The 15,498-nt window shown below is 64.4% G+C and carries 16 protein-coding genes; 6 read left to right on the forward strand and 10 right to left on the reverse strand.

Features of this window, described 5'->3' with window-relative positions:
• Positions 1-3: 3 nt before the first annotated feature.
• A complete protein-coding gene (locus D002_RS0103470) occupies positions 4-1,158 on the reverse strand; it encodes a ChaN family lipoprotein (protein ID WP_018140521.1) in 1,155 nt (384 codons plus the stop codon).
• Between the two features lie 125 nt (positions 1,159-1,283).
• Here D002_RS0103470 and D002_RS0103475 point away from each other — a divergent pair, with 125 nt between their 5' ends.
• Positions 1,284-2,063 carry an FkbM family methyltransferase gene (locus D002_RS0103475; RefSeq protein ID WP_018140522.1) on the forward strand — a complete coding sequence of 260 codons (780 nt, stop codon included), beginning with the start codon at positions 1,284-1,286 and terminating at the stop codon, positions 2,061-2,063.
• A 31-nt stretch (positions 2,064-2,094) separates the two neighbouring features.
• Positions 2,095-2,901, forward strand: a complete 807-nt coding sequence (locus D002_RS0103480; RefSeq protein ID WP_018140523.1) for a creatininase family protein — start codon at positions 2,095-2,097, stop codon at positions 2,899-2,901.
• 439 nt (positions 2,902-3,340) lie between these two features.
• Here the strand turns inward: D002_RS0103480 and ribA are convergent, their stop codons facing one another.
• Entirely contained in the window at positions 3,341-4,486 is a 1,146-nt protein-coding gene (gene ribA, locus D002_RS0103485; protein WP_018140524.1) for a GTP cyclohydrolase II RibA, read from the reverse strand.
• Positions 4,487-4,635: 149 nt separating this feature from the next.
• On the opposite strand from ribA, the gene D002_RS0103490 reads away from it, so the two are divergent.
• Complete coding sequence (locus tag D002_RS0103490; protein ID WP_018140525.1) at positions 4,636-5,421, forward strand: RibD family protein; 786 nt, start codon at positions 4,636-4,638, stop codon at positions 5,419-5,421.
• Positions 5,422-5,472: 51 nt separating this feature from the next.
• Here D002_RS0103490 and thrC read toward each other — a convergent pair whose 3' ends face one another.
• The 3 genes from thrC to alaC all read right to left on the reverse strand — a co-directional run bounded on the left by thrC (position 5,473) and on the right by alaC (position 9,263).
• Complete coding sequence (gene thrC, locus D002_RS0103495; protein ID WP_018140526.1) at positions 5,473-6,615, reverse strand: threonine synthase; 1,143 nt, start codon at positions 6,613-6,615, stop codon at positions 5,473-5,475.
• A gap of 38 nt (positions 6,616-6,653) precedes the next feature.
• Positions 6,654-7,967: a homoserine dehydrogenase gene (locus tag D002_RS0103500; RefSeq protein ID WP_018140527.1), complete on the reverse strand. Its 1,314-nt coding sequence runs from the start codon at positions 7,965-7,967 to the stop codon at positions 6,654-6,656.
• 72 nt (positions 7,968-8,039) lie between these two features.
• A complete protein-coding gene (alaC, locus tag D002_RS0103505; RefSeq protein ID WP_018140528.1) occupies positions 8,040-9,263 on the reverse strand; it encodes an alanine transaminase in 1,224 nt (407 codons plus the stop codon).
• Positions 9,264-9,474: 211 nt separating this feature from the next.
• On the opposite strand from alaC, the gene D002_RS0103510 reads away from it, so the two are divergent.
• A complete protein-coding gene (locus D002_RS0103510; protein ID WP_018140529.1) occupies positions 9,475-9,858 on the forward strand; it encodes an Mth938-like domain-containing protein in 384 nt (127 codons plus the stop codon).
• A 27-nt stretch (positions 9,859-9,885) separates the two neighbouring features.
• Here the strand turns inward: D002_RS0103510 and rpoS are convergent, their stop codons facing one another.
• The 5 genes from rpoS to surE form a co-directional block, all read right to left on the reverse strand.
• On the reverse strand, positions 9,886-10,959 hold the full coding sequence (rpoS, locus tag D002_RS0103515) for an RNA polymerase sigma factor RpoS (RefSeq protein WP_018140530.1): 1,074 nt from the start codon (positions 10,957-10,959) through the stop codon (positions 9,886-9,888).
• Positions 10,960-10,982: 23 nt separating this feature from the next.
• A complete protein-coding gene (locus D002_RS0103520) occupies positions 10,983-11,741 on the reverse strand; it encodes a peptidoglycan DD-metalloendopeptidase family protein (RefSeq protein WP_018140531.1) in 759 nt (252 codons plus the stop codon).
• Positions 11,741-12,325 carry a YqaA family protein gene (locus D002_RS0103525; RefSeq protein ID WP_018140532.1) on the reverse strand — a complete coding sequence of 195 codons (585 nt, stop codon included), beginning with the start codon at positions 12,323-12,325 and terminating at the stop codon, positions 11,741-11,743. Before D002_RS0103525 ends, D002_RS0103520 begins: the two co-directional genes overlap by 1 nt.
• A 74-nt stretch (positions 12,326-12,399) precedes the next feature.
• The gene (locus D002_RS0103530) at positions 12,400-13,065 is read right to left on the reverse strand and encodes a protein-L-isoaspartate(D-aspartate) O-methyltransferase (RefSeq protein ID WP_018140533.1); all 666 of its coding nucleotides are present in this window, start codon (positions 13,063-13,065) and stop codon (positions 12,400-12,402) included.
• On the reverse strand, positions 13,055-13,825 hold the full coding sequence (surE, locus tag D002_RS0103535) for a 5'/3'-nucleotidase SurE (protein ID WP_018140534.1): 771 nt from the start codon (positions 13,823-13,825) through the stop codon (positions 13,055-13,057). Before surE ends, D002_RS0103530 begins: the two co-directional genes overlap by 11 nt.
• 111 nt (positions 13,826-13,936) lie before the next feature.
• On the opposite strand from surE, the gene D002_RS0103540 reads away from it, so the two are divergent.
• Both D002_RS0103540 and D002_RS0103545 read left to right on the forward strand, forming a co-directional pair.
• On the forward strand, positions 13,937-14,494 hold the full coding sequence (locus D002_RS0103540) for a Smr/MutS family protein (protein WP_018140535.1): 558 nt from the start codon (positions 13,937-13,939) through the stop codon (positions 14,492-14,494).
• Between the two features lie 255 nt (positions 14,495-14,749).
• Positions 14,750-15,358, forward strand: a complete 609-nt coding sequence (locus tag D002_RS0103545) for a DUF3365 domain-containing protein (RefSeq protein ID WP_018140536.1) — start codon at positions 14,750-14,752, stop codon at positions 15,356-15,358.
• Positions 15,359-15,498 lie beyond the last annotated feature (140 nt).

Genomic DNA, 15,498 nt, shown 5'->3' on the forward strand with positions numbered 1-15,498 from the left:
CCGCTAGTCCTCCAGCGGGAAGCGGGCGACCCGCTCCATCCGCTCGCCGTCGCGTTCGATCTCCAGTGGCAACCAGGTCCCTGGCTGCACGCTTTGGACCACGCGCTGAAGGTCCGCCACCGCCTGCAATGACCGCTCACCAGCCTTCAACACGTGATCACCGGCTCGCAGACCAGCCGCCTCGCCAATGGAGCCCTCTTGCACGGCCTGAATGCGAATGCCCGGCTCGCCCGGCTCGATCTGTACTCCCAGCATCCGCGACGAACGTTCGAAGCGTTCATCGGCTGGGACGCCAAAGACCGCACGCGCCAGATCCGGATCGGCGTTGCCACACGCTCCCGGCTCGCGCGGGAGCAGTACCGGTGACTCGGTCACACCCAAGTCGGCAAGCTGGTGCGGCACCCCGTACCCAAACTCCAGGTGGCCCGAGCCAATAATGGCCACGACCAACGGCGGCGAATCCCCACCGGCCTCAATCCGATCGGCGATGGCGCCGGCCATCATCCGGTCCCAAGCAAGCTGCGTGGCAATAAACCGATCCCCATTGGGCCCCATACCGGAGGGATGGCGCTCCAGCACGGCCTGCAAATAATCGCGATACCCCGCACTGGCCTCCGCCGGGGCGGACACACCATCGCGCGCCTGCGAATCAAGGGCGTCCCAACCTTCGTGACCCAGTTGCCGAATCTTCTCACGCTCCAGATTCAACGCCAGCAAAGGCACGTCGTGCACCCGCGCGAAATGCAGGATCGGCCAATACAATTCGGGATCGAATCCCCAGTGCGTATACCACTCGCTCGCCTCCAGAAAGGTATCCGGGTCAAGTTCGCCCGCGACCCAGGCATCCAATACCGCCTGCTTGGAGCGCGGCAACATCTCCAGGCCAATCACCATGTCGGGCCGCTTCCCGTGCAGCGCGGCCAGCGTGCCCAGCTGCCAGCGATGGTGATCCATACGATCATGCCGCTCGCCCAGCAGCACGGCGTCGGCAGTCGCCAGTTCCTTGTACAGCTCGGCGCTGTCCAGCACCTCGCCTGCGGGCGTGGCCCAACCGCCCGCAGGCGGGCACTCGCTCTCTGCCTGCACGTTGCTGACCATCAGGGCGCTCAGTAACGTGCCCACGGCCAAGCCGTGTCGAATCCGCAAACCTGCGTGCATGTCCAACTCCTATGTTTCGAAGGCAACCGGCCGCAGCACCCACGGCCGAAGCCAACAAACTTTCCAGAAGACCCCAGAGGGCATCGGACGTTCCCACGATGCCGACTGTGGGTTAGCCTGCCGCAATGACCAACCCCTCGAAATTCTTCGTTCGACCTGCGTGGTTCGATCGCACCATCGGTATCTTGAGATCCCTGATCATTTACCGTCGTCCGGGCCGACAGAAAGGGCTGCAACGCATGTATGCCCCATTCATCCAGCCCGGCGACCTGGCCTTCGATATTGGCGCACACGTCGGCGACCGGACCCGCGCCTTCGCGGATCTCGGGGCTCGCGTGGTGGCCCTGGAGCCGCAACCACAGCTCCTGCCCTGGCTTCGCCGCGCCGTGCGGGGTCGTACGGGCATCGCCATCCGGCGCGAGGTTGCGGGGCCGCACCCCGGTTCCGCGCAGCTCCAGGTCAGCCGCCGGCATCCGACGGTCTCCTCGGCCTCACGTCCCTGGGTGCAGTCCCTGCGAACCCGCAATCGTAGCTTCCAGCATGTGACCTGGGACGACGAGATCGCGGTCCCCATGGTCACGTTGGATCAACTGATCGCAGAGTACGGCACACCGAGCTTTTGCAAGATCGATGTGGAGGGTCTGGAGGCCGAAGTCCTGCGTGGATTGAGTCAGCCGGTGCGGGCCCTTTCATTCGAATTCGTGGCCGGAGCGCTGGACATCACCCAGGACTGCCTGGATCAGCTCGCCGCGCTGGGTGAATACGAATACAACCTGATCCCCGGTGAACATCGGCAATACCACTTCGAGGCATGGCAGTCAGGGCCGGAAATCCTTGCCTGGCTGGAGGTAAACGGCGAGCGCCTGGGCTCGGGCGATCTCTACGCCCGCCAGATCAACGCTTGACGCGGCATCCACGAGCGGCAAGGCTGACCGCATGAACGTCGACGCCCTTCCCTGGTGGCAGCACCACACCAGCGCCACGATTGCCGAGCTCGCCGCCCACGATGGCGTCGCGATCCTGCCACTGTCGGCGATCGAACAGCATGGACCGCACCTGCCACTGGACACCGACTACCGGATCGGCCTGGGGCTCCTGCAGGCGGCCTACGGACAACTGGACGACGCCCCGTCCCTGGCCATCCTTCCGCCCATGGCGATCGCCACCAGCAATGAGCATTTGGGCTTCCCGGGTACGCTGACACTGCAGCCCGAGACCGCCATTGCCGCCCTGCGCGACATCGGAATCAGCGTGGCTCGAAGCGGCATCCGCCGCCTGTTGATTGCCAACAGCCATGGCGGCAACACCGCGATCTGCGATCTGGTCGGCCTCGACCTGCGCCGGCAACAGGACATGCTGGTGGTCAAGCATCACTACTTTCAGCAACCGCTGCCGGCCGCGTTGGGCATCCCCGCGGAGGAACAGCGCCACGGCCTGCACGGGGGCTTGCTCGAGACCGCGATGATGCAGGTTCTGGCGCCGCAGCAGGTACGCATGGCGGCGGCCGCCGATGCCGGCTCGCTAGGAACAACACTGGAGAGTGAACTCGAGATGCTCCAGCCCGAAGGACGCGCGGCCTTTTCCTGGATGGCGGGCGATCTCAACCCGACCGGGGTCGTCGGTAATGCCCGAGCGGCCACCCCCGAATTGGGCGCGACGCTAATCGCGCACTATGCCTCCAGCCTGGCGGCCGCCATTCGCGACACGGCCCGCTTTGACCTGACACACCTCGGAACGCTCTAAGCCCGAGTCATTGCGCGCATCGCGCGGCAATCCTTAGGGAGACGCTGATTTAATCGCGCGTCCGCGCTCGAGCCGCTTTTGCGTGCGAACAAGGCGCGGTGACTGCCGTGCAGTCATTCTGCACAAAGGAGCCGCAACGCCGTTCCCGCGCCCGTTTTTTGATAACAACGGGCGGCCGAGCCCCAGCTTTCAATAGCTTGTGGGGTTGGTGCCCCCCGATTCTGAATGAATATGGCCCGATCCTGCGTTGCGCCCCGAATCCATCAGAAACGGGCGGGTAGAACCACTACCCGCTACACGACGCGCCTTGTCTCGGAAACCAGGGGGCACCAACGCGGACGTGCGATTAAATCAGCGTCTCCTTAGGGTGTTCAGCTGGCGCCCCTGGAGATCGCCACGGCGCTTCGCGCGTCGCGATGACGGTTGGAACACGGCCGATTTAGCCGCGCTCTGCCTCCGATGCCAGGAGTTCCTGCAGCCAGTGTCCACTGCGATCGGCCTTGGTGCTGAGATAGCGCAGATTGTGCGGATTCAGCTTGCCATGCACCGGCTCGCGCGCCACAACGTCGATGCCACCGGCGCGCATGGCCTCGATCTTGCCCGGGTTGTTGGTCAGCAACCGCACGGAGTCAATCCCGAGAAACTCGAGCATCTCCACAGCCGCGTCATAGCGACGGCCATCGGCCTCGAACCCCAGTTGGCAATCCGAGTCGATGGTGTCCAAGCCCGCGGTCTGCATGGTGTAAGCCCGCAGCTTGTTGGCCAGGCCAATGCCACGGCCTTCCTGGGCGAGATACAACAACACCCCCCCGCCCGATTCGTTGATGGTCTTCACGCCCAGTCTTAACTGGTCACCACAATCGCAGCGCAGACTCCCAAAAAGGTCGCCTGTCAGACAGGCCGAGTGCAAACGCACCGGCACCGCATCCGGCCACTCGCGAGGCTCCCCGATCAGCACGGCGACGTGTTCCAGGATGCCGTTGCCTTCGCGAAACAGCATGAAGCGCGTGACCGGGGCATCCGCCAAAGGTACCGGGGCCTCGCTGACATAGGCCAGTTCCAGGCGCGGATGCTTCGCAACGGCGCGCGCCTCGTCTTCTTCCACGTCGAGGAACATTCCATCCGCAAGTGCGGAACGAATGGCCTCGGGAATGGGTTCGGGCACGGGGGCCGCGATCACCGCAGGCAGCAAGCGACCCGCGCGCACCAATTCGAGCGCGGCGACCTCGGCTGGCAGCGCCCGCATCACCTTCGGCTCACCGAGCGCGGCATCGATGTGTGCCGTCTCATTCGAGGCCTCAGGGGCGCTCGCGAGGGTAAACAGGGCCTCCGGATCGGTATCCGGAGCAAATTCCAGGGCTACGCCTTCCCAATCTTCCTGCAACGGCTGCGACCAGCCCATTGCAGAGGCCCGGTGCGCGGTTAGAATCAGTCGAGGCGCCGACCCGGTCATGTGGGTCAGGCGATCCAGCAAAACGGGGGTCAGACCCTCGACGGCCGCGACGAGTACACTCGATTGCGAACCACTCACCAGGACCGGATGGCCCCGGCGAAGATCAAAGATCCCGCGATCGGCGTTGTGCATCGGGTGCTTCCATACGGAGTTTTATTTATGACCAGCCCGCAATCCGCGAATTCCCCGACCGGGGTCCCCGGCTTGGCCGAGCAGGTGACGGACGTCGCTAGCCTACCCCAACTGACCGGTCGCGGTCCCGTAACCACGGAAATTGCGGCATGACAGCCTATCCCGTGACCGAAGAGCAGGCGTGGCGCTGGCTACTGGCGCAGCGCGACGATCCCGGCTGTTGTCCCCTGCCAGGGCCCCTTGCCCCCGGGGCACACGAGTTGCTGGATCTCTATGGCCCCATTGTGGAAGCCCCCAGTATTACCGTGGCCCAGCTCGGGCAAAGCCTGGACGGGCGCATTGCGACCACCAGCGGTGACTCGCATTACGTAACGGGGCCAGAAGACATCGAACGCCTGCACCGGCTACGAGCGCTGGTGGATGCCGTGATCGTCGGCGCCGGTACCGTGGTCGCCGATGATCCACGACTCACCGTGCGCAAGACCGAAGGCCCGAACCCGGTGCGCGTGATCCTGGACCCTGACGGCCGCATCCCGGCGGATGCCCATGTGTTCCAGTCGGCTGATGTACGCACGATCGTGTTGCACGCGGCCGGGTACGGGCCCTGCGGCCTGCCGGAGCATGTCGAGTGCCTGGAGATGCCGACCGAGTCCGATGGGCGTTTCGGTCCCGCGCGCATCCGCGGTCGGCTCGCGGAGATGGGCCTGCATCGCCTGCTGGTCGAAGGCGGCGGACAAACCGTCTCGCGTTTCCTGGAAGCCGACACCCTGGACCGCCTGCACCTGACCATCGCGCCGATGCTCATTGGCTCCGGGCGCTCGGGTGTCACCCTGCCCGAGATCGACTCGCTGGAGCAGGCCCTGCGCCCGCCCTGCCGGATCTTCCGCCTGGGGGGCGACACCCTTTTCGACCTGGACCTGCGCAGCAAACCCTGACGGGCACGGAGCTGGGTTATACCCCGCTCCGAGGTCGATCGTGCGTGAGCGTCAGCTCAGGTTGTCACGGATCGCGCGGGAGACCGCTTCCAGCTCCGCCGGGACCTTGGTCGGCTGCACCAGGCTCTGAGCAATGGCGGTATCCGGGTCTTTCAGGCCGTTGCCGGTCAGGGTGCACACCACCGTCGAGCCTTCCGGAATCTTGCCCTCACGGATGTCGCGCAGCGCACCGGCGAGCGATGCGGCGGACGCCGGCTCACAGAACACGCCTTCCTTTTCTGCCAGAAGCTTCTGTGCAGCCAGGATCTCGTCGTCCTGACACTCGTCAAACCAACCGTTGGATTCCTCGCGGACCTTCCAGGCCATATCCCAGGACTGTGGGTGGCCGATGCGGATCGCGGTGGCCACGGTGTCCGGATCGTCCACCATCGCACCGCGCATGAACGGCGCGGAACCCGCGGCCTGGTAACCCACCATGTGCGGGCGGTTACCCACCATGCCACCGCCGGCGTACTTACAGTGGCCCTTGCAGTAGGAACACGCCTCGGTCACGTCATCGCTACTCTTCGCGGCCATTTCGCTATAGCCGATCCAGTGCGCGGTGATATTGCCTGCATTGCCCACTGGCAAGCAGTGGTAGTCCGGGGCACGGCCCAGCTCCTCGACAATTTCGAAGGCCGCGGTCTTCTGACCTTGCAGACGATACGGGTTCACCGAATTGACCAGCGTCACCGGCGTATTGGACGCGACCTCCTTCACCAGGCGCATGCCGTCGTCGAAGTTCCCCTCGATCTGGATTACGGTGGCGCCGTGCATCATCGCCTGGGCCAGCTTGCCCATCGCGATCTTCCCGTCCGGGATGACGACAAACGCGGTAATCCCGGCACGTGCCGCATAGGCGGCCGCAGCCGCGGAGGTGTTGCCAGTCGAGGCGCAGACGATCGCCCGCGAGCCCTCTTCCACTGCCTTGGTCACGGCCATCGTCATGCCACGATCCTTGAACGAGCCCGTCGGGTTCAAACCCTCGAACTTCACGTAGATCTCGACCTCGCGGGAGAGCTCGCGCGGGATGTTGTTCAGGCGGATCAGCGGCGTGTTGCCCTCGCCCAGCGAGATGATGCGCGTATCGTCATGCACCGGCAGGCGGTCACGGTAACGCTCGATCAGTCCGGTATAGCGGTGTCCAAAGGCCATGGTGTTCTCTTCGTCGTTGCGGAAGGAAAGACGCTCGTCTAGCGCGCCAGACCCTCCATGCGGATACGGGTAATCGGGGTCAGCAGGTGGTCCAGCGCTTCGAGGGCAGAGATCGCCTCGTTCATTGCGCCCTCGCGGACCTTATGCGTGAGCATGATGATCGTCGCCTCGCCACGTTCCGGATCCGGCTCGCGCTGCAGGATCGCCTCGATGCTGATGCCATGTTCGCCCAGGATGCGCGTGATATCGGCCAGCACGCCCGGACGATCCTGAGTCCGCAGGCGCAGATAGAACGAGGTCTCGACATCCGCCAGCTGCAACACCGGCTTGTCCGACAGGGCATCCGGCTGGAAGGCCAGGTGCGGCACCCGGTTCTCCGGATCGGTGGTCAAAGCGCGCACAACATCGACCAGGTCTGCCACCACCGCCGAGGCAGTCGCCTCGGCCCCGGCGCCGGCACCGTAGTACAGCGTCGGGCCCACTGCATCGGCATTCACCAGCACTGCGTTCATGACGCCGTCCACGTTGGCGATCAGGCGGCGTTCCGGGATCAACGTCGGGTGCACCCGCAGCTCGTAGCCCTTCGGCGTACGGCGGGCGATGCCCAGATGCTTGATCCGATAACCCAGCTCAGCGGCAAAACCGACGTCCTCGCGAGTGATGTTGCTGATGCCCTCGACCGCGACCCGATCGAACTGCAGCGGGATGCCGAAGGCAATGGAGGCCAGGATCGCCAGCTTGTGCGCAGCATCGATACCCTCGACGTCGAAGGTCGGGTCGGCCTCGGCGTAACCCAACGCCTGCGCCTCGGCCAGTACGTCTTCGAAGTCGCGACCCTTGTCGCGCATCTCGGTCAGGATGAAGTTGCCGGTGCCGTTGATAATTCCGGCCAGCCACTCAATCTGGTTGCCCGCCAGGCCCTCGCGGATCGCCTTGATGATCGGGATACCACCCGCAACGGCGGCCTCGAACGCCACCATCACACCCTTTTGCTGCGCCCGCTCGAAGATCGTGTTGCCGTGCAATGCGATCAGCGCCTTGTTTGCGGTCACCACGTGCTTGCCGGCATCGATCGCGGCCAGCACCAGGCTCAGGGCGGGATCGGTGCCACCCATGAGCTCGACAATGACCTCGACCTCGGGGTCGTTCACGACCTCGGCGGGATCGCTGGTCAGCCGAATGTCCGAGCAGTTGCAATCACGCTCGCGGTTGACGTCCCGTGCGGCCGCGGCCACCACCTGGATGTCGCGCCCGGCACGGCGTGCAATCTCGAGCCCGTTGCGCTCCAGCACGTTGACCGTGCCGCAGCCGACGGTGCCCAGTCCCAGAATTCCGATCTTTACCGGCGTCATAGCCTTGCTGTCCTTGACGTCAGGCGCCGCGGGACGCCCGGTGTTGATTGCATTCGTGTGTAGAAGGCCGAGTCAGTTGCCCGAAGCTGGGCTGTCCTCGGTCGCCTCCGACAGGATGGAGTCGGCGCGGAACATCGCCTTGATGCCACGCAGCGCCTGGCGTGTGCGCTGTTCGTTCTCGATCAGGCTGAACCGCACATAATCATCGCCATAGTTGCCGAATCCGACACCCGGCGATACCGCCACCTTGGCGTCGCGCAGCATCTTCTTGGCAAATTCGAGCGAACCCATCTCGCGGTAAGGCTCCGGGATCGGCGCCCAGACAAACATGGTCGCCTTCGGCTTTTCCACCTGCCAGCCGAGCTTTGTCAGGCCCTCGCAGAGCACATCGCGGCGCACGCGGTACAGCTCGCGGATATCGTCCACGCAGTCCTGCGGGCCTTCCAGGGCCGCGATGGCAGCGACCTGGATCGGCGTGAACGTGCCGTAGTCGAGATACGACTTGATGCGGGCCAACGCGGCCACCAGCGTCGGGTTGCCGCACATGAAGCCCACGCGCCAGCCCGGCATGTTGTAGGTCTTGGACAGGGTGTAGAACTCCACCGCGATGTCCTTGGCCCCCGGCACCTCGAAGATGGACGGCGCCTTGTAGCCGTCGAAGGTGATCTCCGCATAGGCCAGGTCGTGCACGATCCAGATGCCGTGCTCCTTGCAGATCGCGACCACCCGCTCGAAGAATTCCAGGTCCACGCACTGGGTGGTCGGATTCGCCGGGAAGTTCAGGATCAGCATCTTCGGCTTCGGCCAGGAGTCCTGGATCGCCCGCTCCAGCTCGGCGAAGAAGTCGACATCCGGCGTCAGCGGCACATGACGCACATCGGCGCCGGCGATCACGCAGCCGTAGGGATGGATCGGGTACGCCGGGTTGGGCACCAGGACCGCGTCGCCCGGACCCAGTGTGGCCAGTGCCAGGTGCGCCAGCCCTTCCTTGGAGCCGATGGTCACGATCGCCTCGGTCTCCGGGTCCAGGTCCACATCGAACTGGGTCTTGTACCAGCGCGTGATCGCGCGGCGCAGTCGCGGAATCCCCTTGGAGACCGAGTAGCGGTGGGTGTCACCGCGCTGCGAGGCCTCGCAGAGCTTGTCCACAATGTGCTTCGGCGTGGGCTGATCCGGGTTGCCCATCCCAAAATCGATGATGTCTTCGCCACGGGCGCGCGCCTCGGCCTTCAACTGATTCACAATGTTGAAGACGTAGGGCGGGAGGCGCTCGATACGGGGAAAGACGTCGGTCACGGGTCTGGGTCCTGTTTGGCCTGGGCAGTCGCTTCGCGGGGCCGTCCCGGTAAACACCGAAAGCGTTTCGCTGGCCCCTCCGGCTGCCGCACCGGAAAGCGCGCCAAAGTATAACCCGGACCCTTCGCTGTCAACGAATCGCGCCGGAGCTCACGCCCGTGTGGGCAACGGAATCTTGAGCCAATCCAGGTCCCGGAGTAGCGTAGTCGACATGCTGTTTTCCGAAGTCACCAGCGAAGAGTCCTACATCGTCACCGGCTACGAAGCCGGACGGGTGGGCATCAATCAGGTCGCTCATTTGCAAAGTCTGATCGTGCGCCCGCACGATCTGCGCACCGCGTGGCCCGTCCAAACCGTCGCTGAACTCGAGGTGGAGCATCTCCAGACGATCCTGGACAGCCCCCCGGAGGTTTTGCTGATCGGGACCGGCGAGGTGCAGGAATTTCCGGACCGGGCGGTCTGGCGCCACCTGCGTTCGCAGGGACTGGGGGTCGAAATCATGGATACCGCGGCAGCCTGTCGCACCTACAACCTGATCATGGCGGAAGGCCGTGACGTTGCGGCCGCACTGATCATCAACGGGTCATCGGATTAGCGCCAGGCGGCCCTGCCGCGCGGCGCTTCAGGAATTTGGCAGGACCTCGTCGCCCTTCATTCCCCGCGCTTCCAACAGCTTGCGCAATCGTTTCAGGGCGTCCATCTGGATTTGGCGTACGCGCTCGCGGGTCACGCCGATCTCCGCCCCCACCTGCTCCAGGGTCGAACGCTCGAAGCCGTGCAACCCGAATCGGCGCACCAGCACCTCGCGCTGCTTGTGTTCCAGCTCGCCCAGCCAAGCATCCACCAGATGATGCAAATCCTCGTCCTCCAGCAACGTGGAAGGCTCGGGGGCATTGATGTCGGCGACGATATCCGTGAGCGAGCGATCCCCTTCCGGCCCCGAGGGGAGATCCATGGAGGTTGAGGGCTCGGACATCGCGCGTAGCTTCTGGATCTCGGCCACGGGCTTGCCCAGGCGCTGCGCCAATTCTTCCTCGGAGGGATCACGACCCAGCTCCTGAGTCAGGTTGCGCGCGATTCGAGCATGCATGCGCAGTTCCTTGCTCACATGCACCGGGATCCGAATCGTGCGCCCCTGGTTCATCAAGGCCCGCTCGATAGTCTGGCGAATCCACCAGGTCGCGTAGGTCGAAAAGCGAAAGCCCCGCTCCGGGTCAAACTTTTCCACGGCGTGCATCAACCCGAGGTTGCCTTCCTCGATCAGGTCAAGCAGTGGCAGGCCACGGTTCATATAGCGCCGCGCGATCTTGACCACCAGCCGCAGGTTGCATTCGATCATGCGCCGACGGCCATCGGCATCCCCGTCGCGAGCCAGACGCGCGTACTTGCGCTCTTCTTCCGGCGTCAACAGAGGGCGGTACTCGATGTCACGGAGATAGATCTGGATGGCATCCAGCTCGGATGCACGGGCATCACGCAGGGTCTTGGGCCGAACCGGAACAACCTCCTCGGCTTCCAGCGCCGCCTCGGGCGCCACGGCCTTCGGTTCGCCGTCCGCATCTTCCGGCTCGTTGGTCGCTTCGCCTGGAATGGCTAGATCCTCGGGAGCGCGGCCCACATCCTCTTCCGCTACTGGATCAGGCGTCAGGCGGTCTTCGTCCAATTCTGGATCCACCGGCTGCGGGGTCTTGGCCATGTAGTGGCGCGCTCCTTATCGAGTCAGCGATCCGGGAGGTATCGCGCGGGGTCCACAGGGGTCCCATCCACCCGGATTTCGAAATGCAGCATCGGACGCTCGGCACCCGATGAGCCCAGCCGTGCGATCGTGTCGCCCGCCTGCACCTGATCACCCTCCGAAACCAGCAGCTCGTCGTTGTGCCCGTAGGCGCTGAGAAAGCGGTCATCGTGTTTCAGGATGATCAATCGACCATACCCCACCAGCCCGCCACCTGCATAGACCACCTCGCCGGCCCGCGTAGCCCGGACGTTATCGCCGCGTTCGCCGCCGATGGACAGGCCACGACGAGTGCCGCTGTTGGAGTATCCACGCAGTACGTCACCATCCGCCGGCCAGCGCCAACCACCGGGATCCGAAGGCGGTGAACTGGGCGCCGACGACGAGGAGGAAGACGAGGATGATCGGGTATCTCCTCCGTCGCCGCTGGAGGAACTCCCCTGGCTCGCCGTTTGCGTGGGCGAACGCTGCGGCGCGCTGGGCGGCGTGGAACGGGCCGATCCCCGTAGCCGTAGCTCCTGACCGGGATGGATCACATAGGGGGCGCCAATGACGTTGCGGCTCGCGAGGTCCCGCCACTCCAGGCCATAGCGCTGGGCGATCCGATAAAGGGTCTCGTTGCGCTGAACCACATGGGTGTCCGGCATCGACGCGCCACTGGGCGCCCTGGCTGCACAACCGGTCATCAGGCCCACCACCAGGACCAGCGCTGCCAGCAGCCCCAGTGCCGTGCCCAACCGCATCAGTCGATTACCAGATAAATCGTCATCGCCACGACTAACAGGATAACGCCGGCCCACCCCAGCCGTTCCATATAGGGTCGCAAATGCTGTTCCGCGCGTGGCCCCGCCCAGGCCATGAACAACGCAACCAGGAAAAACCGTAACCCACGTCCCACGAGCGAGGCGATCACAAAGGGCAACAACGCCATGGAAAGCGCCCCCGCCGTCACCGTAAACAACTTGTACGGAATGGGGGAAAACCCGGCCACCAGGACCACCCATACCCCCCAGATGGCAAACCAGGCCTCGGCCTGCTGCAGTTCATCGGCATACCCGATCTGTTCCAGCCAGGGCCCGATCCACTCGAAGGCCAGCCAACCGATCAAATACCCCAGCACGCCCCCGAGTGCCGAGAACACCGTGGTCAGGGCCGCCAGGCGCCAGGCCGACTTCGGGCGAGCCGCCGCCATGGGCGCCAACATCACATCGGGTGGAATCGGAAAGAACGAAGACTCCGCAAACGACAGCCCGGCGAGATAGCGCGGCGCGTGGCGATGGCGAGACCAGCCCATCACCCGGTCGTATAACGGTTCAAACAGCTTCATCGCCGCGACATCATCCTAGCCGAGTCAAGCACAAGCCGGCCGCGAAGCCGCGTGGGCTGACATTCGGCACCGGTTCACTGTTCGGCCCCTGGCAACATCGGCACAAACATCACAGCATCCAGAATATCGCGTACATAGGCCTCATCCGTACGGGTGAAGCGCACCAGCTGCTGGCGTCCAGCCCCACTCTCCACCGGCGCGACCAGGCGTCCGCCGGGTGCCAGCTGGGTCAGCAACGCCTCCGGTACCTCTTTCGGCGCTGCCGTCAGAATGATTCCATCGAACGGCGCCTTCTCTGGCCAGCCGTCGGCGCCGTCACTGTGGCGAAGATTGACGTTGTTGATACCTAGACGGCTCAGCAACTCGCGCGCACCCCGGCTAAGCGCCTGGATGCGCTCAACGGAGTACACCCGGTCCACGATCTGCGCGAGCACCGCCGCCTGATAGCCCGAACCTGTGCCCACCTCCAGAACCGTACGGACCGGGCCACCCTCCAGCAGCGCCTCGGTCATGCGCGCCACGATGAACGGTTGCGAGATGGTCTGGCGATGCCCAATCGGAAGCGCCGTATTCTCGTAGGCGCGATGACTCAAGGCCTCTTCCACAAACAGGTGGCGCGGGATGCTACGTATCGCATCCAGCACCCGGGGGTCGCGGATCCCCTGCCCCTCGAGCACTCGAATAAGACGGTCCCGCGCACGCTGCGAGGTCAGACCGGCGCCCGCCGCGTCAGGAACCATGCCCCACCTCCGGGAGAGAGTCATCCAGCCAACGCCCAACCGTGTCGATCGCATCGAAGCGGGTCAGATCTACCTGGATTGGCGTGACCGAGACGTAACCCTCGCGCACCGCATAGAAATCGGTCCCGGGGCCGGCATCCTGTTCCGAACCGGCCGGCCCTACCCAATAGATCGGGCGTCCGCGCGGGTCTTCGTCCGCGATCATCGGCTCGGCCCGATGACGATGCCCCAGACGCGTGGCCTGCACCCCGCGGATGGCCTCGCGCGGCAGGTCGGGCACATTGACGTTCAGGATCGTCGACGCCGGGAGCGGCACACGATTGATCCGGTCCAGCAACTCCACGACGACGCTGGCCGCGGCGTCGTAATGTCGCAGCTCGGGGCCAACCAGCGATACCGCAATGGAGGGAAGCCCGAGAAACCGCCCTTCCATCGCGGCCGCCACCGTGCCGGAATACAGCACGTCATCGCCCATATTCGCGCCGGCATTGATGCCCGAAATCACGACATCGGGTTCCTTCTGTAACAGCCCGGTAATCGCCAGGTGTACGCAGTCGGTTGGCGTGCCATCAACCTGCACATCGCCACCTTCCAGATGCCGTGCGCGCAGAGGCCGCACCAGAGTCAGACTGTTGCTGGCCCCACTGCGATCTCGGTCTGGCGCGACCACATGCACCTCGGCAATTCGGCGCAGGTGGGTCGCCAGGCACTGGATGCCCGGGGCGTGGATTCCATCATCGTTGCTTACCAGAATGCGCATGCAGGAACAGGGCCGTTGAGAGGGCACTTAATATACTGGAAACGATTGCGGCCGGACGCTCGCGTATCCATCCGATCGCGTCCGCCCCGCGAAAAGTGCGAGTATCCTGCCATGAACTCCGGGGACGATCCCAACGATTTCGACGAATTCCTGCAGGCGGTTGGCAACGTTCGCCGACTGCACAGCGACCAGGCCGACGTGCGCCCACCGCGTCCGGCCCCGCGGGCACGTCAGCGCGATGCGGACGAGGCCCAGGCCCATGCCGACTGGCTCAGCGATCCTCTTAACGCCGCCGACCTGCAACCGGGCGATGAGCTTCGGTTTGCCCGCCCCGGTATTAGCCAGCGTGTCTTCCGCAAACTCCGCGGTGGACACTATCGCATCCAGGACGAAATCGACCTGCACGGACTTTTCGCCGACGAGGCGCGCCGCGCCATCGGGCTATTCCTCGATGATGCCCGCCGCGAAGGCGCACTTTGCGTACGGATCGTTCACGGCAAGGGCCTGCGTTCGCGCCAGCAAGGCCCCGTTCTAAAGGGACTGACAGACCACTGGCTGCGCCAGCGAGACGACGTCCTTGCTTTTTGCTCCGCGCGCCCTGCGGATGGCGGAACCGGGGCCGTTTACGTACTCCTTAAGCGCCCCCGTAATCCCGCCGCGACACGCTGAAAGGGGCATGCCGAACCCCTCTTCGGGCCAACAAACGACGGCATCACATGCGCCGTTCGATATATTCGCGTTTTCCGATTTAAGTGCCTAAACTGATCCGTGAACTGTGACCCATGCGGTCGTACCCGGCCACCCGGATTGATTCATGGTTTCCTTACGAACATCCTTGCATTTGCGTCATGACCGGTCCATGCTTTGTACAGGTCTTGTACACATACCAGGCTGCAACGGATACTGCTCTGCGAGGTAATTGTCATGAAGAAGTGGAAGCTCGCCCCCCTGGCCTTGGGCCTGATTGCGTTCGGCGCCGGCAGCGGCTCCGCAAGCGCCGACAGCATGCCGCAGCTGAGCCAGGACGATCTGCAAGAAAGGATTGCCGCCAATCGTGAAGCGATCCAGAAGTTCGCCAGCACATTACAGGGCGAACTCATGTCGGCGATGCAGTCCGGTGGTCCGACCGAGGCCATCCAGGTCTGTAACGAGCGGGCCCCCGAGATTGCGCGGGATATCTCCGCCGAGACCGGTATCGAGATCGGGCGCACCAGTCTGAAGCTGCGTAATCAGGACAACGCCCCGGATCGTTGGGAGCGTCTGACCCTGCAGGGTTTCGAGGCCCAGCACGCTGCCGGCACGGCCGCCCCCGACCTGCCCCCGCGCTTCGGCGTCGTCGAATCCGATGACGGCGACCCCAAGTTCCGCTTCATGGCCGCCATCCCGACCGGCGGTGCCTGTCTGGCATGTCACGGTTCCGATATTAGCGGAGACGTGAAGCACGCCCTGGAACGTCTGTACCCGGACGACCAGGCCACGGGCTTCAGCGAAGGCGACGTACGGGGTGCCTTCACCGTCACGCAGGAGATGTAGCGCCCTGTTTCCAGGGTGTTCGCCAAGGCCGCCTCCGGGCGGCCTTTTTTGTGTGCAACCGATCTCACCCGACCGTTCCGATCAACGGAGCTTGAACACGAAGCGCCCGGAACGTGCTATTTTTGTGCCTAAAGCACGAA

This window comes from Thioalkalivibrio sp. ALJ7 (assembly GCF_000376865.1).
Taxonomy (GTDB): domain Bacteria; phylum Pseudomonadota; class Gammaproteobacteria; order Ectothiorhodospirales; family Ectothiorhodospiraceae; genus Thioalkalivibrio.